Genomic DNA, 21,758 nt, shown 5'->3' on the forward strand with positions numbered 1-21,758 from the left:
GGGTAAGTGTGCGGAAACAGTTACAGAACAAACGGAGTGGACATGACCGTCACAGATTTAGTTGGCCCCCACGTGGTCCTGCTGGCCACGGGAGGAACGATTTCTTCACGTGCGTCCGAGGCCGGCGGAGCCGCGGTGGCGTCCGACACGGGGGAGCAGGTGTTTGCCAGCATGGGCGTGCCAGCGGCCCATCCGGTCCGCGTGTTCGACGTTTTCCGGAAGGGCTCGTACCTGCTGACAGTCGAGGACATGTTCGCCATCTGCGCCACGATTCGGGAGGCCTTGGCCGACCCGCAGGTTCTGGGCGTCGTGGTCACCCACGGGACGGACACGATGGAGGAAACGGCCTATCTCGTTGACCTCACCCACGATGATCCCCGCCCGGTCGTATTCACCGGAGCGCAGCAGGCTGCCGACGCCGACTCCCCGGACGGACCCGGCAATCTGTCCCGTGCCATCGCCGTCGCCGGTTCTCCGCGGGCGCGCGGAACCGGTGTGTTGTTGGCCTTTGCCGGGACCATCTTCCCTGCGGCCGGAGTGCGCAAGCGCCACACAACCAGCCTCGATGCCTTCGCCAACCCGGACTTCGGAACCGTCGGATCGGTGTCCGACTCCGGCGAGGTCGAGATCCAGCCGGTACGACCAGGCCTTCCCCCGTTGCCCCTGCCGGGCGCGGACGCCGGTTCGCCGCGCGTGGACCTCATTGCTGCCTACCCCGGAGCCGACGCCACCCTCCTGCGGGCTGCCCTCCAGGCCGGGGCGGCAGGGATCGTGCTCCAGGGGACGGGAACGGGCAACGCTAACCGCGTGCTGTGCCAGGAAGTCGCGCGCGCCACCGCTGCCGGCGTCGTGGTGGTGACGAGCACCCGGGTGGATGCCGGTGCCGTGGTGCCCCGGTACGGCGACGGCGGCGGCGAGGACCTGCGCGCTGCCGGTGCCATCCCCGCCGGGCTGCTCAAGCCATCCCAATCGCTTGTCCTGCTGAGCCTTCTGCTCAGGCTCGGCACTCCCGCCGCCGGGATCGCGGAGGCCTTCGCCCTGAGGGGCACGCTTCCTGACTAGTTGCCGCCCAACATCCGAGCCTCACCAACAATCCACAGCCCAAAGACAAACCTCAACAAGAAGCCAAACCTCAACAAAAGCGCAGTGAAAGGTTGATCTCATGACTAAGGACATCCAAGTCGCGTTCGGCGTGGACGTGGACGCAGTTGCCGGAATGCTCGGCTCCTACGGGGGCGAGGACTCGCCCTGCGATATCTCCCGCGGCTTGTTCAGCGGCGAGGTCGGCGGCCCTCGGCTCATCCGGCTTTTCGAGAAGTACAGCCTGCCCGCCACCTGGTTCGTGCCGGGCCACTCGATCGAGACCTTCCCGGACCTGACGCGGATGATCGTCGACGCCGGGCACGAAATCGGCGTGCACGGGTACTCGCATGAAAACCCCATCGCCATGACCCGCGAGCAGGAGACGGCCATCCTGGACCGGTCGATCGAACTCATCGAGAAAGTCTCCGGCCGTCGGCCCACGGGCTACGTTGCTCCCTGGTGGGAATTTTCCCCGGTCACCAACGAGATCCTGCTCGAACGCGGGATCAAATACGACCACTCCCTGATGCACAAGGACTTCGAGCCCTACTACGTCCGGGTCGGCGACAGCTGGAAGAAGATCGACTACACCAAGGCCGCGGAAACCTGGATGGAGCCGCTGGTCAGGGGCACCGAAACCGACCTCGTCGAGATCCCGGCCAACTGGTACCTGGACGACCTGCCTCCCATGATGTTCATCAAGGCGGCCCCGAACTCCCACGGATTCGTCAGTCCCCGGGACATCGAACAAATGTGGCGCGACCAGTTCGACTGGGTGTACCGGGAAATGGATCAGGCCGTCTTCACCATGACCATCCATCCGGATGTCTCGGGCCGCCCCCAAGTGCTGCTCATGCTCGAGCGCCTCATCGAACACATCAATTCCCACGAAGGCGTCAGCTGGCTGAAGTTCGACCAGATCGCGGACTCCTTCCTCGCCCGCAGCCCCCGAAAGGAAAACCAGTAATGACCATCCAGCAGCCCGCCGTCGATCTGACGCAACCCGGACCGGACGAAAAACGCCGCTTCCCGGTATTCTCCAAGCACCACACAACCGTCGCCACCGTCCTGGCGCTCTGTGCCTGGACGGTCGCCGTGTTCGACTTCGGACTTTTCGGCACCCTCCTGCCGGCCATGCAGCAGGAGTTCGGCTGGACCGCGACCGAAGCGTACGCAATCAACACCTGGATCGCCGTCGGCACCGCGATCGTCTGCTTCGGAATCGGCCCGGTCATTGACCGGCTCGGCCGCCGCAAGGGCATGATGACCACTATCGGCGGGACCGCCATTGTCTCGGGCCTGACGGCCCTGATTCCGACCGGGATCCCGTTCCTCAGCAACGGTCTGCTGGTGCTGGTCCGTTCCTTCGGCGGGCTCGGGTTCTCGGAGCAGGCCGTCAACGCCACCTACATGAACGAGGTCTACCAGGTCACCGAAGTCGCGGATAAGCGCAAGCGCCCCGGCTTCCACTACTCCTTCATCCAGGGTGGCTGGCCGCTGGGCTTCCTGCTTGCGAGCGCCCTCGCCCTCGTCTTCCTCCCGTCCCTCGGCTGGCGCGCCCTGTACCTGATGGCGACCGTTCCGGCCGCGATCATCGTGTGGGTCATCGCAAAGAAACTGAAGGAGACGCCGCAGTTCGAACTGCACCACAAGCTGACCCAACTCGAGAAGAGCGGCAAGACCGAGGAAGCCCATTCCCTGGCCCACGCCTTCGGCGTCGAGCACTCCTCCGCGGCCCCGCTCAAGCGCATCTGGGAGCCGCACCTGCGCCGGAATACGATCGTCTTGTCGCTGGCCTGGATCTTCAACTTCTTCGGCATCCTCATTTTCAGCATTCTCGGCAGTTCTGTCCTGAAGAACGCCAAGGGTGTGGAACTTTCTGACGCCTTCTGGATGCTGATCGTCATCAACGGGCTGGCATACTTCGGCTATGTCTTCCATGGGTGGCTCGGTGACAAGATCGGCCGCAAGCGGACCATCATCGGAGGCTGGATTATCTCCGGCATCTCCTTCGCCATCATGCTCAGCCCCCTTGCCACGGACCCCTTCATGATCATCGTCACCTACGGCGCCGGACTGTTCTTCCTGGTCGGACCGTACGCCGCGATCCAGTACTTCATGGCGGAGTGCTACCCTGTCAGCTGCCGTGCCACCGGCACAGCCTTTATCGGCGCAATGAGCCAGCCCGGCACCATTCTCGGTGGTTTCCTGTTCACGCTAGCGGCCGCCAGCGTAGGAACCGGTGCTGCAGCCTTGTGGGTCGGCGCGGCCGGAACCCTTTTCTCCGGCCTGCTGATGATCGCCGCGAAGCCGCCGGTCGAAGCCCTGCTCGAGGACCACCCCCATGACGCCTGAGAACAGGGTGGCCGTGATCACCGGAGCGGCCAGCGGCATTGGACGGGCCCTCGCGGTCCACTACGCCCACCGCGGCGTGCATTCTGTCATCGGAACCTTTCCCGGCGACCCGCACGACCCGGAGGAAACCCTTCGCCTCGTGAAGGACGCGGGCGGCCAGGGGGTCATCCACGAAGTGGACGTCCGCAGTACCCCGTCAGTCGATGCCTTCGCCGACCGCGCCATACAGGAATACGGCCGCCTGGACTACGCCGTGGCCAACGCCGGAATCCTGCGCAACTCGCCCCTGGCGGAGATGACCGACCAGCGCTGGCACGACATGCTCGACGTCGACCTCACCGGCGTGATGCGGACCCTGCGCGCCGGTTCCGCGAAGATGACCGACGGCGGATCGCTGGTTGCCGTATCCTCCATTGCCGGCGGCGTCTACGGCTGGGAGGAACATGCCCACTACGCGGCCGCCAAGGCCGGCGTGCTCGGCCTGATCCGCAGTGTGGCCGCCGAGTTGGGGCCGCGCGGCATCCGCGCCAACGCCGTTATCCCCGGACTGATCGAAACTCCCCAGTCCCTGGATCCGGTGAATTCCCTCGGGCCCGAGGGCCTGCAGCGCGCCGGTCTGGAAATCCCCTGGGGCCGCGTCGGACGGCCCCAGGAAGTTGCCAGCGTGATCGGCTTCCTGACCTCTGATGATGCTGTCTACGTCACGGGCCAGTCCCTGATTGTTGACGGCGGCCTCACCATCAAGATGCGTGCCTGAAATGCCCCGGAAGGACAAACATGAACAACCCTGACGCCTCCCGAAACACGGAGGGCCGCGCCGTTGTGGTCACGGGCGGAGCCAGCGGCATCGGCAAGGCCATCGCCGAGGCCTTCACCGCCAACGGCGACAGAGTCGCCATCCTGGACCGGTCGGGCGCGGCGGAAAGCATCGCCGTCGACGTCTCGGACGAGGCGAGCGTGAAGGCGGCCTTTGCCGCAGCACGGTCCCGGCTCGGCAGCATCGACATTCTTGTGAACAGTGCCGGCCTTCTGACGGAATCGCCGCTGGAAGACATGACACTTGCCATGTGGAACGAGACGATTGCCGTTGACCTGACCGGTGTCTTCCTCTGCTGCCGGGAGGTGGTGGGGGAGATGCGGCAGCAGAAGTGGGGCCGGATCATCAACATCGCCTCCCAGCTGGCCATCAAGGGCGGCACCGGGCTCAGCCACTACAGTGCCGCCAAAGCTGGAGTCGTGGCGCTGACCAAGGCCCTGGCCCTGGAAACGGCCGCCGACAACGTGCTGGTCAACAACATTGCCCCGGGCCCCATCGAAACGCCCCTGGTTGACGGCATCTCGGAGGAGTGGAAGGCGGCGAAGCGTGCCGGGCTGCCGCTGCTGCGCTTCGGGCTGGCGGACGAGGTGGCGCCGACGGCGCTACTTTTGGCCAGCGATCCCGGCGGCAACTTGTACGTGGGGCAGACACTCGGGCCAAATTCCGGTGACGTCATGCCCTAGGAGGGAGGCCTATATGTGCGGTGCCTGTGGACGAAATGTGGTAAGCGATCCTGTCCTGGGTCCGGTCAGAACGCTGCGGCAGCACCTGATTGTCGCCCAAACGATCAATGGTGCCAGCCAATCCTGGCCGGGAGCCCCGAAAGTGGCCGCGACCAGCGGCGGCTGGCTGGTCTCGGGGCCGACGGGAGCCACAGTGGCCGTATCAACCGTGCAGGCGCTGTGGTCCGTTGTCCTGCTGGGCAGGCCGGGGCTGCAGCGGCAGGACCTGCGTGCCGCCGGGATCCTGGGAGCGGGTGAACTGGGCACGGGTGAACTGGGCACGGGTGAACTGGGCACGGGTGAACTGGGCGCCGGGGAACCGGACCCGGGAGAGTTGGCGCGCCGGGTGATGAACCTCGGCCACGAGATGGCACAGGATTCCGCTACGGAAACGGACACGTGACACGCCACAGGTCAGGCGCTACGGGGATCCCCGTAGCGCCTGACCTTTTCTGCGGCGCCGGCCCGAATTCGTAGCGAAATCCTAGCAAAACGGCCGGGCCGGGGCCAGGTGCCGGGGTCAGCCTTCGGCCATCAGGATGCAGGCGCAGCCGGTGCCAGGATCAGGAAGCAGGACCGGCTTGGGAGTCGGAGTGCGGGCAGCGAATCTGCTCGCGGCCCTCACGTGCGTTCTCGACGTCCGCGGCGCTTGCCAGGTCACCGCGGGCCCGCAGCCCGGCCACCACACCGTCAACATCGGCGTCGGGCCGGTTCTGGCTGAGTTTGTGCTTCGCCTCGATCCGCGTGATGAGAAGCTCGACGCCGACGATCGCGCGCAGCTGGCCGGCAATGTAGCGCTCCGGGGCATCCTCGACAGTCCAGGGCCGCTCGGAGCCGGCCTCGTTGTGGTTGCTCAGCCGCCTCACATGGCTGGCGAGCCAGGCGGGATCGTCGTGGATGACCAGGGTGCCGTACACGTGGGCCGTGGAGTAGTTCCAGGTGGGAACCACGCGTCCGTGCTCCGCCTTGGACGCGTACCACCGCGGCGAGATGTAGGCGTCCGCGCCCTGGATAATGGCGAGCGATTCGCCGAGGGCGGGTTCAGACCATTGGGGGTTGTTGCGGGCCAGATGCGCGTGCAGGGCGCCGTGCTCACCGGCCGAGGGGTCGAAGACGAAGGGCAGCAGCGTTGCAAGCATGCCCTTCGCGGTGGCGGTGACCAGGTTGGCCGCGGACGGGCGCGTGAGCAGATGACGGACTGCATCGGGGCCGGCGGCGAAATGTGCGGGGATGTACACGGAACTTCCATTCGGATCGCGGATCGGTCTGGGGCTGGGAGGCTTCGGGGGCGGGGCAGGTGATCAGATCAGCCGGATTGTTTCACTGTCACAGTGCCCTCGCGTTGTCCTTCGGGCTGTCCAGCACGAACGGATTGCTTCCCGCCGCCCTCGCCGCACTTGGCCGGGAGCGGACGGCCAGGCCGGCACAGAGGATGACCGCCGTGCCGCCGATGATGGTCGCCCAGGTCAAGTCTTCGCCCAGTATGAGCCCGGCCCAGCAGATGCTCAAGACCGGCTGGACGAGTTGGATCTGGCTGACCTGCGCCATGGGTCCGATGGCCAGGCCGCGGTACCAGGCGAAGAAGCCGAAAAACATGCTCACGACGCCCAAGTATGCGAAGGCCGCCCACTGCACCGGAGTAGCGGAGGGAGGCTGGCTGGCCATAGAGAACGCCGCGATGCCGGCCATGAGCGGCGAGGACAGAACGAGGGCCCAGGAGACGGTCTGCCACGACCCGAGTTCGCGGGCCAGCAGGCCGCCTTCGGCGTAGCCGATTGCCGCCGAGAGGACGGCGCCGAACAGCAGCAGGTCGGCCAATTGCAGTTGCCCGATGCCGCCGGACTGCGCAGAGGCGAAACCAATCGCCGCCACTGCGCCCGCGCCGGTGATCACCCAGAAAGGCCTGGGCGGCCGTTCATGGCCGCGGATGACCGCCATCGTTGCGGTCGCCGCGGGGAGTAGCGCAATAACAACCGCGCCGTGGCTGGCGGGAACCGAGGTGAGGGCGAAGGAGGTCAGCAGCGGGAATCCGACCACCACCCCGCCGGCGACCACCGCAATACGCGCCCACTGGGCGCCCCGGGGCAGGCGCTGCCGGGTCAAAGTGAGGGCGAACGCGGCGAGAACGGTCGCAACAACAGCCCGGCCCGATCCGATGAACAACGGAGACAACCCCGCAACCGCCACCCGGGTGAACGGCAGAGTGAAGGAGAATGCGGCGACGCCGACGAATCCCCACCACAGTCCGGCTGCCGGCCGGGACGATAACGGTTGATCGATTCCCTGAGTAGCGCTACTATTGTCTTTCATGTCTTACGATAGCACTTCGCAGATGGCGGCGCGGCTCCGGGAATGGATTGCGGCCGCCGCGCCGGGCGCGCGGCTGCCTTCCACGCGTTCCCTGGTCGCCGAGTACCAGGCCAGCCCCGTGACCGTGCAAAAGGTCCTGCGGACCCTCTCCGCGCAGGGCCTGATCGAGAGCCGCCCCGGCGTCGGGACGTTCGTGCGGGCCGTTCGAACAGCCCGGCCCGCGGACTACGGCTGGCAGACGACGGCGCTGGGATCGCCCCGGGCGCCGCTCCGCCCCGGCTCCACTGCGATGCGCAGCGCCCCAAATGATGTCATCGCCTTCCATTCAGGCTATCCGGACCGGGAACTGCTGCCCGAGCGGCTGGTCAGGGCGGCCCTGACCCGGGCTGCCCGGGGTGAGGCTGCCCTGTCACGTCCGCCTGCAGCGGGCCTGCCCGACCTGCAATCCTGGTTCGCGCACGAGCTCCGGGCTGCCACTGGGGCCGGCGTCGCCCCGCCAACGCCGCGCGACGTGATCGTACTCCCGGGGAGCCAGGGCGGGCTCAGTTCCGTGTTCCGGGCGCTGGTCGGCAGCGGGCAGCCGCTGCTGGTGGAATCCCCGACCTACTGGGGGGCGCTCCAGGCTGCGGCGCAGTCCGGTGTCCGGGTTGTTCCGGTACCCAGCGGTCCCGAAGGCCCGGACCCCGAGGACCTGGCCCGCGCCTTTGGCGAGACCGGCGCGCGGCTGTTCTACGCACAGCCGAACTATGCCAATCCCACTGGCGCGCAATGGCCTGCCCGCCTGCGCGAGCAGGTGCTCGACGTGGTGCGCGAACACGGTGCATTCCTGGTGGAGGATGACTGGGCCCATGACTTCGGCATCACCACGGATTCCGTGCCCGTCGCCAGCCTCGACGATTCCGGCCATGTTGTTTATCTCCGTTCGCTGACCAAGAGCGTGTCCCCGGCCCTACGCATTGCCGCGGTGATCGCCCGCGGCCCGGCACGTGATCGCATCCTGGCCGACCGGGGCGCCGAGTCCATGTATGTCAGCGGCGTTCTCCAGGCGGCCGCCCTCGACGTCGTGACGCAGCCGGGATGGCAGACGCACCTGCGCGGACTGCGGCTGCAGCTCCAGTCCCGCCGTGATCTCATGCTCAGCAGCCTGCGGGAACTTGCCCCGCTGGCCCACGTGGAGCACGTGCCCACGGGCGGACTCAATCTCTGGGCCCGCCTTCCCGACGGGACCGACGTCGACCAGTTCGTCGGGGACTGCGAGGCCGCGGGGGTCATCATCGCGGCCGGTACCGAGTGGTTCCCGGCCGAACCGGCCGGACCGTTCATCCGGCTGAACTTCGCCGGACCCAATCCGGGTGCTTTCAGGGAAGGCGCGCGGATCCTCGGCCAGGTGCTCGAACGCACCGCCGGGCGGTAGTCGGCCGCCGCCGCCCTATGGCGGAGTGAGCAGCGCCTCAGGTGCCGCGAGCGTCACGAGGCCCTGCACGGAGCGGGCGAGCCCGGCGTCGAGCGTCACAAAGGCGTCTGCCTGAAGCCGGGCCAGGGCCACGTATTCGGCGTCGAGGGTGTCATCCCAGCCAAGTTCCTCGGCGAGGCTCCACGCGGTGCGTTGCAGGACGCGGTCGCCGAGGAGCCGGATGCGAAGGCCCCGGATGTAGTCGAGCTGACGATTGGCATCGGCCCGCGTCACGTCGCCGCGCCGGACTGACTGGTACAGGAGCGAGAGCACCTGCGAGCGGAGGAGCGTCGGGGCCACGAGCTGGTGATCGTCTGAAACCGCCGACCTTTCGAGGGCAAGATGAAGGGCAACGTCCGGGCCAATCACGAATCGGGTCATGGTTACTGGATCCTTTCCTAGGGACAGCAGCGGTCATCCGGCCTCGCGGGGCGCGAACATGATAACGGCGACCCCGAACAGGCAGATCACCGAACCCAGGACGTCCCACCGGTCGGGCCGGAAGCCGTCGAAGATCATGCCCCAGGCCAGTGAACCGGCCACGAACACGCCGCCGTACGCGGCGAGAATACGCCCGAAGTGTGCGTCCGGCTGCAAAGTCGCGGCAAAGCCGTAGATGCCCAGCGCCACGACACCCAGCCCGGCCCACCACCAGGCCCGGCCCTCGCGGACGGACTGCCAGACGAGCCAGGCCCCACCTATTTCGGCAACGGCGGCGAGGACGAACAACAGGATGGTTTTCGGGATAGTCACGCCCTCATGATGGCACCGGCTGGTTGCCAATCCGGGCCGGTGCGCGCCGACGCGCCCGCCCGGCCGTCATGCGGGGTCATCGCTTGCATCACCTGCCACCCGGTCCTATAACTTTAAGGTTCAAGTAAATGTGGCCGGAAGGACCGTGTCGCTCGAAGCCGACTGGCATGACGGCTCCGCCCCGCCAACATCAGCACCTGTTGCCCAATACCTGAGGATCCGAGATGACCCTTGCGCCAGAAACCACTGCAACCCCGAAGGCCGCAGCACCTTCGGCCGCCGTGCGCAGCCGCGTCGTCGTGCCGCTGCGCTTCCCGGACGGGTTCGAAGCCGTTGCCGAAGTGCTGAGCTTCAGCGGGCTCACCGACGGCAAGGAGCACCTGCTGCTGGCCCTCGGCGAGTGGGAGGCTGCACTGCAGGGCGCGGCGCGAGGCGGTGCCGGACCGCTGGTGCGGCTGCACAGCGAGTGCCTTACCGGGGACGTATTCGGGAGCCAGAGGTGCGATTGTGGCCCGCAGCTGCGGGAGGCCGTGGAGCGGATTGCCGCCGAGGGGGGCTTCCTGCTCTACCTCCGCCAGGAAGGCCGCGGCATCGGCCTGTATTCGAAGCTTGACGCCTACGCACTGCAGGATGGCGGCCTGGACACCTACGCCGCGAATCTGGCCCTGGGCCACGGCGAAGACGAGCGGGACTACACGGCGGCGGCCCAGATGCTGGGGGCAATGGGTACCGGCACGCTGCGGCTGCTCAGCAACAACCCGGACAAGGCAGCCCAGCTGACCGGCCTCGGCCTCGAAGTGTCCGGGCAGGTCGCCACCGGCGTCCATGCCTCGGCGGCCAATCTTCGGTACCTGGCCGCAAAACGCGACCATACCGGCCACACGCTCGTGCTCCCGTCCGACGCCGGACCCGTCGCCGGTGCGCCCGGCGGTGCCCCTGGCGACGTCGGGGCTGCGTCCCGGGCCGGTGCCCGGGCGGCGGCGGCCGTCCCGACCCATGACGACATGCTCGCCCGGGTCCAGGAGCTCGTGCCCGGCCTGCGCGAGCGGGCCGCGGAAACCGAGGAGCTCCGGCGCATTCCGGACGCCACCATGGAGGAGCTGCACGCGGCCGAAATCTTCCACATACTCTCCCCGAAGGGGGTCGGCGGATTCGGCATGGGCCTGGAAACCTATGTGGAGGTGGTGCGCCGGCTTGCCCGGGGGTGCGCCTCCACGGCGTGGAGTGCCGGCCATCTGATCGAACATGTCTGGATGCTCGCGCGGTGGCCGCGGGAGGCGCAGGACGAGGTCTTTGCGAACGGACCGGCTCCGTTGGCGGCCGCTACCGGGGCGCCGGCTGGAGTGGCCAGGAAAGTGCCGGGAGGCTATTCCATCTCGGGCCGGTGGACCTTTGCCTCCGGGGTCATGCATGCCCAGTGGGCGCTGCTCGCCGCGCAGCACGGCGACGTGCGCCTCCAGTGCCTGGTGCCGCTGGCCGACGTCGAGCTCCTCGACGTGTGGCAGACGGCCGGCCTGAGGGGTACCGGGAGCAACGACATTCGGGCAGGGAACCTGTTCGTCCCGGAGCATCGAACTCTGGACTGGGAACTCCTGGGCGCGGAAACCAATCCGGGGAGCCTGCTCCACGCGGATCCGCTGATCCATACCCCCATGGGCGCGCTGCTGAACATGGTGGCCCCGGCCGCTGCCCTGGGGTCTGCCGAATACGCGCTCGACCTGTTCCGCGAGCTGATTCTGGTCCGGAAGGTCAAGCACACCGTGGAGAACCGCCAGGCGGACTCCCCGCTCGCGCAAGTCCGGTATGCGCACGCCTTCGGGCTGGTGGCCACCGCGCGGCTGCACTGGCAGGAGGCGGTCCGGGTGGTCTGTGCCGCCCATGCGCGCGGGCCTTCGACCATGACGGAGCCGGACCGCGGGCAGTACCGGCTGTCCCTCGCCCTGAGCGGCGAGGCGTCGGCCGAGGCGGTTCGGGTGATCATGCTGGGATCCGGCGGGGGCGTGCACCGGCTGTCGCATCCGCTCCAGCGGATCCAGCGCGACGTCAATGTCCTGATGAACCATGCGGCGCTGACGAGGGATCCGGTTCTCGAGCAGGCGGGCCGGGGCCTTCTGGGTCTTGGGTTCAGTGTGCCCTCGTTCTGACCGAAAGCTTGAAGCTTCAATCAAAATGGATTAGGATGATCCCATGACTCAGACCACTGACCGCCCCCCGGTTCTCTTCCTCAGCCATGGCGCACCGCCGCTGGCCGACGACTCCACGTGGACCCGCGAACTCCACGACTGGTCCGGCACCTTCGGCAAGCCCCGGGACATCCTCATGGTCTCCGCCCACTGGGAAAACGCCCCCGTGACGCTCAGTGCAACCGGGCGGGATCCGGGCCTGGTCTACGACTTCGGCGGTTTCCCGCAAAAGTACTACGAGGTGGCCTATGACGCCCCGCAGGCGCCCGAGCTGGCTGCCGAAGTCGAGAAGCTCGTCGCCGGCCACGGCCACCACGTGGAGCGCGATGAAAGCCGCGGGCTGGACCATGGCGCCTACGTTCCGCTGAAGGAGATGTACCCCGACGCCGACGTGCCGGTCGTGCAGATGTCCATGCCGACGCTTGATCCTCAGGGGTTGTTCGACCTCGGCATGTCGCTGGGGCCCTTGCGGGAGCGGGGCACGCTGATTGTCGGATCGGGATTCACGACGCACAACCTGCGCTGGTTTAATCCCGCCGGGGGGCCGGACTCCGCCCCTCCCGCGGCCTCCAGCGAATTCGACCACTGGGCGGAGGAGGCCATGGCCCGCGGCGATGTCGACTCCATCCTCGACTTCCTGAACAAGGCACCCGCCGCCCGGGAAGCGCACCCCCGCAGCGAGCATTGGGCTCCGCTCTATGTTGCCCTCGGGGCTGCGTGCGGCTCGGGAGACATCCAGGCCAGGACAGCAATCGACGGGTTCTGGTTCGGGTTGTCCAAGCGGTCGTGGACCCTGACGTAGCGGTCGCACAACGTAACAAGGGGAATGAACCGGACCGGGGTCCGGTTATGTCCGCCAGTGCCGGATCGCCGGCCAACCATAACGTGACGTGGCTTGACCACTGATGAGGAGCGCAACATGACGATTGCAGTAACGGGTGCGACAGGACAGCTGGGCAGGCTGGTCCTCGATGAACTGCTCCCCAGCCAGGAACCGGATTCGCTGGTGGCCATCGTGCGCGACGCCGCGAAAGCCCGGGAGCTGGTTGCACGTGGCGTCCAGGTGCGCGTCGCGGACTATTCCGATCCCGCGGCCCTCGAGGCTGCGCTCAGGGGCGTTGACAGGCTCCTGCTGGTTTCCGGAAGCGAGGTGGGCTCCCGGGTGGCGCAGCACGGCAACGTCATCGACGCGGCCAGGGCCGCCGGCGTCGGGTTCATCGCCTACACGTCCGTCCTGGCCGCGGACACCACCGAACTGATCCTGGCGCCCGAGCACAAGGCAACAGAGGAGCTCATCCGCGCGTCGGGACTCGACAACACCATCCTGCGCAACGGCTGGTACACCGAAAACTACGCCCAGACCGTGGCGACGGCCAAGCAGACGGGCGCCGTCGTGGCCGCTGCCGGTGACGGCAGGGTGGCCAGCGCGACGCGGGCTGACTACGCGGCCGCGGCCGCGGCGGTGCTCAGCTCCGCCGGGCACGAGGGCCGCACGTACGAACTCTCCGGCGACTACGCCTGGAACTTCAAGGAACTGGCGACGGCGATCACCCGGATCACGGGCCGGGAAGTTGTCTACCAGCCCGTCTCCGCCCCGGAACTGGTTGAGGTCCTGACCGCGGCCGGCCTCGACGCGGGCACCGCGGGATTCCTCGCAGCCCTGGACGCGGACACCGAGGCGGGCCTGCTGGCCACCGTCACGGGCGAGCTGTCCCGGCTGATCGGGCGGCCGACGACGCCGCTGTTGCAGGCTCTGACGTCCGCCGCCGCGAGCTAATCCGCACTCCCCAGGGAGGCCGCGAGACCGGAAGGCCGGGAGTGGGCATAATGAAGGCGTGGATTCCCGCTGCGCCCGCAAGGCATAGACATCCTGCGGGTGCGCGCCTCGACTGACAGGACCCATGGAAACTCCCGGTGATTTTCAGCAGGCCGGGGCCGGCGAATGGTCGGACGGCCCGCTGGTTGTCGGTGTGCCGTGGGAATTCGACGGGCGCCTGGTACGGGCCGCCGCCGGGCTCGCCGCGATCATGGGAGTGCACCTGATTTGCGCGTTCGTGGACCCGGCGAGCTACCTCACGGAGTGGGAGCCCGCCGGAGTCCTGGATGGCACCTCACTGGATCCCGCCCCGAATGTCGAAGCCGAATACCCGGCCTCACAGCTGCTCAGCTGCCTTGAGGGCATTCTCGGTCCTCCCGGCGGGGCATGGTCCTTCCGGGTGCTGAACGGCGAAGTTGCCCACGCCCTGGACCGGCTGGCGCAGAGCGCGGACGCGGCTGCGCTGATTGTCGGCGGGCAGCGGCCTGGGCGGATTGCCCAGATGGGCCGGCTCCTGGAGGGCTCGGTCAGCGTTTCCCTGACCCGTCTGCAGGGCCGGCCCGTACTGGTCGTTCCGCACGCGGGTCAGTGACGCACGCGCCGGCCGTGCGTTCCGTCCACCGAAGGCGGGCCAACAGCGGGCCAACAGCGGGCCAGCAGCGCGCCAACAAACCGAAGGCCGGCGGCGCGGGTTCATCCGTTCCGGGTGACGGCCCCGGGCCGCCGCGGCCATAGCGTTGGAGTACCGCCGGTGTGCGAGCGCCCGGGATGCGAAAGATTGCTGGAGCACGAGGGGCTGACGCTGACGGCGGAACTGCACGAGCCGTCAACGCCAGCGAATCGAAGTGAGTGATGGTAAACCCGAACAAGCCAGCAGCCGTCACGTCAGAGGCCCGGGCGCTCTTCGTCGGCAGCGCCGCCTTCCTCGTCCTGGGCGGCATCGCTATTCTGCTGATCGGGCGGGAACCGGTCCCGTTGTCCGGACGGGGTTCAATCGGTGACATTGCCTCGATCAGCACGGCAGTGGTGGGCGCCGGGGCGGTGGTGGCCGGTTGCCTGCAACGTCGTCCGGCTGTGGCACCGGAGGCCCGCGGGGGAGGCCGGATCCGCACGTCCATCGATATCGCCGCACTCGCGCTGGCGCACGCATGCATCTTCCTGCTCGGCTGGCTGGCGCTCTTTTCGCTGTTTCAGCAGGCGTTCATCGGTGCGGTCGTCTACCCGTTCGCGGCCGCTGTCCTGGTCGGGACCACGGGAGCCATCAGCGCCTATATCGCCTACCTGTCCGCGCTCAGCATGACCGCCTACCGGCTCGCCGCCCTCCTCGCCGGCTTCCTGGTCACCGGCCTGCTCACGAGCATGCTCACCGCACAGGATCCACTGTGGTGGCAGGAGAACCTCAGTGCCCTCGGCATGAGCTCCGACGTCTCCGGAGTGGCGTTCAACTTCACCCTGATCGTCGCCGGAGTCGTCATTTCCACGCTGGCGGGATATGCGACGGCGACCCTCGCGGTGACCGCTAAGTCCCCGTCCGCGCTGCATCGGGTGAGGCTGCTCGAAGGCGGGATCGCCCTGATCGGCGTCTTCCTCGCCTGCGTGGGATTGTTCCCCGTCGATGAGCGCTTCGGGCTCCACACCCTGGTCGCGTCCGGCATGGTGGTGGTCTTCGCGTCCCTCATTGTCCGCATCCGCACGCTGGTTCCGTCCGTCTCGGCCACCTTCGCTGCGCTGGGGTGGCTCTTCCTGGCGGTCATCGTGGCCGCCGCGGTGCTGTGGTTCCCGGTCGGCTACTACAACCTGACCGCAGTGGAGCTGATCGCCGCCTCGCTGATCTTCGCCTGGCTCATCATCCTGATCCGTAACCTCGCAGCCGTCGATGCCGACCAGCTTGAGGCTAGCCTGCTTGTCCCCCCGCTGTCAGCGCCGGCTGAGCCTGCGGACCGGCCAGTTTCCGCAACAGACAGCGCGGCGACCGACCCGTAAGTACCGCGGGGTCTGCCGACGACGGAAGTGCCGACGCCGGGGAGTGCCGTCGGGATGGGCCGCTTCAAAGCTCGCCTAGGAGTGCGTGGGTTCTTCGACCAGCGCGGTGGCGATGCTGTCGGCGTCCTCGAGCGCGGACAGGAAGCGTTCGGCGTCCAGGGCCGCGGCGCAGCCGGTGCCGGCGGCGGTGATGGCCTGGCGGTAGCGGTGGTCCACGGCGTCGCCGCAGGCGAAGACCCCGGTCAGGTTGGTGACCGTCGTGGGGGAGCCGACCTGGATGTAGCCGTCCGCATCGAGGTCTATCTGGCCAGCCAAAAGCTCGGTCCGGGGCACGTGCCCGATCGCGACGAAGATGCCCGTGGCGGCCTGCTGCCGGGTGTCGCCGGTGCGGGTGTCGGTCAGGGTCACTCCGGTGACCTTGCCGTTGCCGTGGATCGCGGTGACGGCGGAGTTCCAGGCGAACCTGATCTTCGGGTTGTCCTTGGCCCGCTGGGCCATGATCCGGGAGGCGCGCAGTTCGCCCTTGCGGACCACCAGGGTCACCGATTTGCCGAAGCGGGTCAGGAACGCGGCCTCCTCCATCGCCGAGTCGCCGCCGCCGACCACGATGATGTCCTGGTCGCGGAAGAAGAAGCCGTCGCAAGTGGCGCACCAGGACAGTCCGTGGCCGCTGAACTTCTTCTCCTCCGGCAGGCCCAGTTCCTTATACGCCGAGCCAGTGGCGAGGATGACGGCGGGCGCTTCATGTCTCTCCCCGGCGCCGGTGACCACACGCTTCAGGTGCCCGGCGAGCCGGACCTCGGTGACGTCGTCGAACACCACCTGCGCGCCAAACTTTTCGGCCTGCTGCTGCAGGCCGTCCATCAGTTCGGGGCCCTGGATGCCGCCCGGGAAACCGGGGAAGTTTTCCACCTCGGTGGTGTTCATCAGAGCGCCCCCGGCAGTGACCGCACCGGCGATGACGAGAGGCTTGAGCCCGGCCCGGGCGGCGTAGATCGCCGCGGTGTAGCCCGCGGGACCGGACCCGATGATGATCAGCTTCTCGGTTGTCTTGATGGCGGCGCTCACGGTCGGGCTCCTTCGGTGACGGTTGCCGGGCATGTGCTGATCATCCCGCCGTGTGGGGCGCTTATCAACGCCCCCGGGGTTGATCCGGAGTTTAGACACCCGGGGACGCTGCGCGGGAGCGTGCCCGGGCGGCTAGGCGGAGGCCAGCGTCTGAGTCAGGATGGTGCCGCCAACCCCGACCAGGACGGCGCCTGAACTCCCGACGACGATCCGGCCGGTCCGGGGCCGGGCGAGGACTCCGGTCACTTTATTGAGCGCGCTGAGCAGCAGCACGTACCAGGCCAACGCGATCAGCAGGAAGATGCCCGCCATCAATGCGTGCTGGGCGAGGGGCGGCAACGGGGCGACAGTGAACTGCGGGAACAGCGACAAGTAGAAGACGGCGACTTTAGGGTTGAGCAAGTTGCTTACCATTCCTTGCACGAAAGGTGAGCTGCCGCCGCGTTGGCGTTCTGCTGCCGGTGACGGGGGTTGGCTGGGTTTGGGTTTTCCGGCGAACGCCTCAGCGAAGGCGCGCAGGCCCAGGTAGAGCAGGTAGGCGGCCCCGGCAATTCTGATCCCGGTCCCGACAACTTCCGAGGCCCCCAGCAGCGCCGTGACACCGAGCACCGCCAGTACGGCAAGGATCGTGTTGCCAACCATGATGCCGGCGGCGGCTGTGGTTGCCGCCCGTGTGCCGCGGGGGGCATTCCTGAGGACAAGCGCAAAGTCGGGTCCGGGCACCACCACTACGACCAGGCAGGTCAGCACGAAGGCTGCCAGTTGTTCCAGCATCTGGGATTTCCTCCGGGCGTCAGTCTGTAGCGGTGGGTGGTGAATTTCGCCCGGGAACGAAACCCGGGCAGCCTTCTACGTTAGGCCATCGCGGGCACCACCGGAGCGCAGCCCCGCCTCGTTGCCGGCGGAAGGGGGCAGCAACCTCACCCGCTGGGCATGATTCGGTCAGGACGCCGGACCGCTAGCTTTGCATCAGCATCGCATTGCGGTGGGCGCTGGTGGGATGTGCCTGCAGGACCATGCTCATGCGTGAACTGCCCGGTCTGCTCCAGAGGAGGCGACATGTCCGGTTGTGTGGTGGACCCGAGCGAGCCATCGAGTGTGGGAGGCGGACCGCGATGAACTCTCCGAAGGACGCCGCGACCCCGCCGGTGCAGTTCAACCAAAGGCTGGCGCTGCTGCTCGCGATGGCGATGTTCGTGCTGGTTGTCGACACGTCGATCATGAACGTCTCGATCTCCGCGGTGGTGGACGACATAGGTGCGACCGTCAGCGGACTCCAGTCGACAATCGCCCTCGAGGCGCTGGTATCCGCGGCCTTTATCCTGATCGGCGGCAAGATCGGCGACCTGATCGGGCGCAAGCGCGCCTACGTCATTGGGCTTTCCTGCTACGCCGTCGGCGCCGTGGCGATGACCCTGGCCCAGACCCTCCTCCCGGTGATCATCTGCTGGGCCCTGATCGGCGGCCTTGGCGCCTCGCTGCTGCTTCCCGCCATGCAGTCCCTCATCCACGGAAATTTCGAGGGAGATGCCCAGCACCGGGTCTACGCCCTGGTCGGTGCGTCGGCCGCGATCGCCGCCGCCGTCGGGCCTCTACTCGGCGGCTTCCTGACCACGTTCCTGTCCTGGCGCGTCGCCTTCCTGCTCGAGGCCCTCATCATCGCGGTCGTCCTGTCCGGAATCAAGCTCGTCAAAGACGTGCCGTACACCGGGCCCCGGGAACTGGATCTCTTCGGATCACTTCTGTCCATCGTCGGCATGGGCGGCGTCGTGCTCGGAATCCTGGTCTGGCAGGAAGGCGGCGAGGCAGTGGGCGCACTCCTGGCTGTGGGCGCCGTCGGACTGGGCGGCCTGGTCTACTGGCTCCTTCAGCGCAAACGCCGCAACAAGCCGACACTGCTGGATCCGGACCTGTTCCAGGCAAAAGCCTTCCGCTTTGGTGCCACGGGACAAATGCTCCAGCAGATCGCTCTGGGCGGCACCATGATCGTGCTGCCCATCTACCTTCAGATGGTGCTCGGATACAACGCGATGCAGTCAGGTCTGTCCATCGCCCCGCTCTCGCTGACCATGTTCGCTGTCGCCATGATCGTCGGGAAGAGGTCCGGGAGGCGGCGCCCGGCCAGCCTCATACGGTGGGGCTTTCTGTTTCTGATCGCGGGTCTGGTGGTGCTGGTCCCCATCGTGCCGCGAGCTGACTCCGGCTGGTGGCTGCTGATTCCGCTGATCATTTCAGGCTTTGGCCTGGGGCTGCTGGTATCCCAGCTCAACAACTACACCTTGTCCCCGATTTCGGACGAGCGGGTCAGCGAGGCCGCCAGCGTGAACTCGGCCGCGGGATCGTTCGGCTTGTCCTTCGGACTCGCGTTCGCCGGCGGCATCATGCTGGCATCGCTCTCGACCATCTTCATCGGCTTGTCGGATGCCAGCACGGTCCTCCCGCCCGACGACAAGCAGCAGGTCGCGACGGTACTGGAAGACGACGCCCAGGTGATGAGCGACGCGCAACTCCAGGAACAGATCGCCGGCCAGCCGGAGGACATCCAGAACGAAATCATCCGCATCAACACGGAGGCACGGCCCCTGGCCCTCCAGATTGCACTGTTCGTCCCGATCCTTGCCGGCCTCGCCGGGCTCGGCACCTCGTTCCGCATGATTCGGATCCCTGACCCCAAGCCCGCCGGCACCGGCGAGGGGAGCGTCCTGGGCTGAAGTTCACAGCGGCGAGCGTCCAGGCTGCACCCCCTGACAGCGGAGTTCCCCGGGATCCGGCGGGGTGCGTGGTTTCGGGGTAGTCCGATCAGAGCTGGAGAAGGCTGTAGCCGACGAGGAAGATCCCGATCGTCAGCGTCGCGATCGCCGCAATCCTTCGGCCATTGCGCTGCAGCCAGTTGTATAGGGCGGTCAAGGGCACTTGGGCCCGTTCGGGGGAGCGCAGCCACACAGCGACCGGAATGATGACGGCTGACTGGACCACGGCGGCGTAGGCGAGGACAAGCAGGCTGCTTGGCAGCGGCGGCAGTTCCTGGACACCGATCACGGCGCCGGCGGTGACGGCCAGCAGGAGCGCCTTCGGACGAAGGTTAAAGCCCAGGCCCAGAACGACGAATTCCCAAGGCCGGGCGGAGCGGAACCGCGACTTCATCTTGCCAAGCATGGCGTTGTCCCGGCCGCCCTTGCTCACGAGGAGGTACACGGCGTACGCAACCAGAAGAGCACCGATCACAATGGCAATTTGTGCCACCCATTCGTCCCTACGCAGGCGCGGCGGCTTGACGGGCAGGAATTGCAGCCCGACCGCTGCCAGGCCCACGACCACGATCGATCCCGCGAGGCTGCCGATCAGGAAGGGAAGGGCGCCGCGGCGCGGAGTTGGCGAGAGCAGAATCATGATCGTCACGCTGACAGGCACTGTGCTGAGGGCCCCGGCCAGGGCAAAGAGAGCCAGGCTGCTGAGAGTGCTCAGCATGCTCCCCTCACCGTCCCCCGGCAGCACCCCGACGGCATGTCATGCCTTCGGCCCGCTTCCGGTGTCCGGACGGCCCGTCTTCAGTCGTCCGCGGCGGGCCCGGATCGCCTTGTCTTCTTCCTTGATGAGCAGTTCGAGGTCCTTCTTGTCGCCCGTCAACGGCCGCCACCATGCAAGTGTCGGGTCGGAATCGAGCAGGATGGTCCGGAACAAGAGCGTCAGGGGGACGGCGAGGACGGCGCCGACAGGACCCAGGACCACTGCCCAGAAGAGGACGGAGAAGAAGGTCAACGTCTCACTCAGCGACACCGCGTTGCCCACATATTTCGGCTGGATGATCGACTGGATGATGCTGTTGATTCCGCCATAGATGATGATGACTGCCACGACGGTCGGCCAGCCCCCGGTGAGGTAGCCGAAGAACAAGGGCGGGATGATGGCGATGAAATACCCGATGTTGGGGATGAAGCTGCAGATGAAAGACAGCAGCCCCCAGAGCAGGGCGCCGGGGATCTGCAGGATGACCAGAACCAGCCAGTTGAACAACCCCTGCGCGATTCCGAGGACCGTGGTGGCGACCATGTAGCGGCGCACACCGGTTCCGAAGCCGTTGAGCGCTGAAACCAGTGCCGGCCGGTGATAGTTCAGATGAATCAGGAGCGCCGGCACGCGCGAGCCGTCAATCGCCATAAGAATGAGCATCGTCAGGATGATCACGAGGCTGGTCACCAGGCTCGCGACGTTTCCCAGGAGGCCGCCGAGGAACCCGATGATGCGGCCCGGCGTAAACCCGTTCAGGACTGCCTGGGCTTGCTCCGGGCCAAATCCAACAGATTCCAGCAGTGCGGAGATCCTGGCGCCGATCTCGGCCATTTGGGGGGCGTATTGCGGCAGCAACGCGGAGAACTGGGCGAGCGAGGCAATCAGGACTGCGGCGAAGGCGGTCAGCAACCCGAAGACAGCCGCGATAGTGGTCCCGGTGGCGATGCCCCGGGAAATTCCCCGTGCCTGCATCCAGCGGCGCAGCGGATGGACACAAAGCGTCAGCACGAAGGCAAAAAAGACGGGGGTGACTATTCCCTGGATCGCGCCGAGGCCGAACGCTGAAATCGTCGCGCTGGCCAGGGCGAGCAGGATTATGAGGGTGCGGGGGAGGGCCGAACGTGGATTGGATTCCGATGGTTCCGGCTCCATGAGCCCTCCTTGGTTCAGCCTAGCCATATCTTAGAAGCCTCATGGCCTCATGAATAGCGAGTTGGCCAGGCCTGCTCCTCGCGCCTCAACCAGGAGTCAGACGACGGTCTTGCTCTTGATCTGGGCAAACTCCTCCGCACTGATGGTTCCCGCGTCCATAAGTGCTTTGGCTTTGGCGATCTCCTCGGTGGGGCTGGCCGTGGCGACACTGCGGATGTAGGCATCGGTTTCCTGTTGGGACTTGCGGGCCCGCGCCATTGACCGCTCCGCCATGCCCTTGCCGCGGGCAATCATGTATGCCAGAACAGTCAGGAATGGAATGAAGACCAGAAGAACGATCCAGACGGCTTTCCACCAGCCGCTGAGCTCGTCGTCGCGGAAGAGGTCGCCGATCACCATGAACACTGCATACAGGAAGGCGATAATTGCATAGAAGATAAACAGCCACCAGAGAATATCCCAAAAGTTCTCGAAGAAATTCATTTTGGCTTCCCTACTTTCGCTTGGTGCGGCGTCGCCTACGAACGCAGCCTTGGATGGGAATGGGTTTCAC

At 66.9% G+C, this 21,758-nt stretch carries 22 protein-coding genes; 12 read left to right on the top strand and 10 right to left on the bottom strand.

Annotation, left to right across the window (positions count from 1 at the left end; all coding sequences use genetic code 11):
• The first annotated feature begins 42 nt into the window (after nt 1-42).
• The 5 genes from AC1DBX_RS10530 to AC1DBX_RS10550 all read left to right on the top strand — a co-directional run bounded on the left by AC1DBX_RS10530 (nt 43) and on the right by AC1DBX_RS10550 (nt 4,938).
• The gene (locus AC1DBX_RS10530) at nt 43-1,062 is read left to right on the top strand and encodes an asparaginase (RefSeq protein WP_476931703.1); all 1,020 of its coding nucleotides are present in this window, start codon (nt 43-45) and stop codon (nt 1,060-1,062) included.
• Nucleotides 1,063-1,162: 100 nt separating this feature from the next.
• Complete coding sequence (locus tag AC1DBX_RS10535) at nt 1,163-2,050, top strand: polysaccharide deacetylase family protein (protein WP_277523964.1); 888 nt, start codon at nt 1,163-1,165, stop codon at nt 2,048-2,050.
• Nucleotides 2,050-3,438 carry an MFS transporter gene (locus AC1DBX_RS10540; RefSeq protein ID WP_243177850.1) on the top strand — a complete coding sequence of 463 codons (1,389 nt, stop codon included), beginning with the start codon at nt 2,050-2,052 and terminating at the stop codon, nt 3,436-3,438. Before AC1DBX_RS10535 ends, AC1DBX_RS10540 begins: the two co-directional genes overlap by 1 nt.
• Complete coding sequence (locus AC1DBX_RS10545; RefSeq protein ID WP_476849519.1) at nt 3,428-4,195, top strand: SDR family NAD(P)-dependent oxidoreductase; 768 nt, start codon at nt 3,428-3,430, stop codon at nt 4,193-4,195. The genes AC1DBX_RS10540 and AC1DBX_RS10545 overlap by 11 nt, the downstream gene beginning before the upstream one ends.
• A 20-nt stretch (nt 4,196-4,215) precedes the next feature.
• Complete coding sequence (locus AC1DBX_RS10550; RefSeq protein ID WP_476931704.1) at nt 4,216-4,938, top strand: SDR family NAD(P)-dependent oxidoreductase; 723 nt, start codon at nt 4,216-4,218, stop codon at nt 4,936-4,938.
• Nucleotides 4,939-5,140: 202 nt separating this feature from the next.
• Here the strand turns inward: AC1DBX_RS10550 and AC1DBX_RS10555 are convergent, their stop codons facing one another.
• From AC1DBX_RS10555 to AC1DBX_RS10565, 3 genes are all read right to left on the bottom strand, one after another.
• Complete coding sequence (locus AC1DBX_RS10555; RefSeq protein WP_476931705.1) at nt 5,141-5,383, bottom strand: pentapeptide repeat-containing protein; 243 nt, start codon at nt 5,381-5,383, stop codon at nt 5,141-5,143.
• A 157-nt stretch (nt 5,384-5,540) separates the two neighbouring features.
• Nucleotides 5,541-6,215 carry an FMN-binding negative transcriptional regulator gene (locus tag AC1DBX_RS10560; protein WP_476931706.1) on the bottom strand — a complete coding sequence of 225 codons (675 nt, stop codon included), beginning with the start codon at nt 6,213-6,215 and terminating at the stop codon, nt 5,541-5,543.
• Between the two features lie 88 nt (nt 6,216-6,303).
• Nucleotides 6,304-7,287 carry a DMT family transporter gene (locus tag AC1DBX_RS10565; RefSeq protein ID WP_476849523.1) on the bottom strand — a complete coding sequence of 328 codons (984 nt, stop codon included), beginning with the start codon at nt 7,285-7,287 and terminating at the stop codon, nt 6,304-6,306.
• Between AC1DBX_RS10565 and AC1DBX_RS10570 the strand changes: the two genes are divergently transcribed.
• Nucleotides 7,286-8,701 carry an aminotransferase-like domain-containing protein gene (locus tag AC1DBX_RS10570; RefSeq protein WP_476931707.1) on the top strand — a complete coding sequence of 472 codons (1,416 nt, stop codon included), beginning with the start codon at nt 7,286-7,288 and terminating at the stop codon, nt 8,699-8,701. The two genes, AC1DBX_RS10565 and AC1DBX_RS10570, sit on opposite strands and share 2 nt — an antisense overlap.
• Before the next feature lie 15 nt (nt 8,702-8,716).
• On the opposite strand, the gene AC1DBX_RS10575 is transcribed toward AC1DBX_RS10570, so the two are convergent.
• Together AC1DBX_RS10575 and AC1DBX_RS10580 are read right to left on the bottom strand one after the other, a co-directional pair.
• On the bottom strand, nt 8,717-9,121 hold the full coding sequence (locus AC1DBX_RS10575; protein ID WP_230011597.1) for a type II toxin-antitoxin system VapC family toxin: 405 nt from the start codon (nt 9,119-9,121) through the stop codon (nt 8,717-8,719).
• A 33-nt stretch (nt 9,122-9,154) separates the two neighbouring features.
• Complete coding sequence (locus AC1DBX_RS10580; RefSeq protein ID WP_028276742.1) at nt 9,155-9,493, bottom strand: YnfA family protein; 339 nt, start codon at nt 9,491-9,493, stop codon at nt 9,155-9,157.
• A 224-nt stretch (nt 9,494-9,717) separates the two neighbouring features.
• Here AC1DBX_RS10580 and ribA point away from each other — a divergent pair, with 224 nt between their 5' ends.
• From ribA to AC1DBX_RS10605, 5 genes are all read left to right on the top strand, one after another.
• A complete protein-coding gene (ribA, locus tag AC1DBX_RS10585) occupies nt 9,718-11,637 on the top strand; it encodes a GTP cyclohydrolase II RibA (protein WP_476931708.1) in 1,920 nt (639 codons plus the stop codon).
• Between the two features lie 43 nt (nt 11,638-11,680).
• Nucleotides 11,681-12,478, top strand: coding sequence for a dioxygenase family protein (locus AC1DBX_RS10590; protein WP_476886643.1), 798 nt, complete (start codon nt 11,681-11,683; stop codon nt 12,476-12,478).
• Between the two features lie 117 nt (nt 12,479-12,595).
• The gene (locus AC1DBX_RS10595; protein ID WP_476931709.1) at nt 12,596-13,453 is read left to right on the top strand and encodes an SDR family oxidoreductase; all 858 of its coding nucleotides are present in this window, start codon (nt 12,596-12,598) and stop codon (nt 13,451-13,453) included.
• A 124-nt stretch (nt 13,454-13,577) separates the two neighbouring features.
• Complete coding sequence (locus tag AC1DBX_RS10600) at nt 13,578-14,084, top strand: universal stress protein (protein WP_223916985.1); 507 nt, start codon at nt 13,578-13,580, stop codon at nt 14,082-14,084.
• 260 nt (nt 14,085-14,344) lie between these two features.
• Nucleotides 14,345-15,475 (top strand): hypothetical protein, encoded by a 1,131-nt coding sequence (locus AC1DBX_RS10605; protein ID WP_476931710.1) that lies wholly within the window; start codon nt 14,345-14,347, stop codon nt 15,473-15,475.
• Between the two features lie 75 nt (nt 15,476-15,550).
• On the opposite strand, the gene trxB is transcribed toward AC1DBX_RS10605, so the two are convergent.
• The gene (trxB, locus tag AC1DBX_RS10610; protein WP_476931711.1) at nt 15,551-16,576 is read right to left on the bottom strand and encodes a thioredoxin-disulfide reductase; all 1,026 of its coding nucleotides are present in this window, start codon (nt 16,574-16,576) and stop codon (nt 15,551-15,553) included.
• Between the two features lie 99 nt (nt 16,577-16,675).
• On the bottom strand, nt 16,676-17,317 hold the full coding sequence (locus AC1DBX_RS10615; RefSeq protein WP_476931712.1) for a LysE family translocator: 642 nt from the start codon (nt 17,315-17,317) through the stop codon (nt 16,676-16,678).
• Nucleotides 17,318-17,658: 341 nt separating this feature from the next.
• Between AC1DBX_RS10615 and AC1DBX_RS10620 the strand changes: the two genes are divergently transcribed.
• On the top strand, nt 17,659-19,254 hold the full coding sequence (locus AC1DBX_RS10620; protein ID WP_476856009.1) for an MFS transporter: 1,596 nt from the start codon (nt 17,659-17,661) through the stop codon (nt 19,252-19,254).
• A gap of 88 nt (nt 19,255-19,342) precedes the next feature.
• Here the strand turns inward: AC1DBX_RS10620 and AC1DBX_RS10625 are convergent, their stop codons facing one another.
• From AC1DBX_RS10625 to AC1DBX_RS10635, 3 genes are all read right to left on the bottom strand, one after another.
• The gene (locus tag AC1DBX_RS10625; protein WP_476858669.1) at nt 19,343-20,011 is read right to left on the bottom strand and encodes a GAP family protein; all 669 of its coding nucleotides are present in this window, start codon (nt 20,009-20,011) and stop codon (nt 19,343-19,345) included.
• A 39-nt stretch (nt 20,012-20,050) separates the two neighbouring features.
• Nucleotides 20,051-21,205, bottom strand: a complete 1,155-nt coding sequence (locus AC1DBX_RS10630; protein WP_476886636.1) for an AI-2E family transporter — start codon at nt 21,203-21,205, stop codon at nt 20,051-20,053.
• Nucleotides 21,206-21,301: 96 nt separating this feature from the next.
• Entirely contained in the window at nt 21,302-21,688 is a 387-nt protein-coding gene (locus tag AC1DBX_RS10635) for an SHOCT domain-containing protein (RefSeq protein ID WP_476886635.1), read from the bottom strand.
• Between the last annotated feature and the right edge of the window lie 70 nt (nt 21,689-21,758).

The organism is Arthrobacter sp. 10N44_2, from assembly GCF_056394385.1.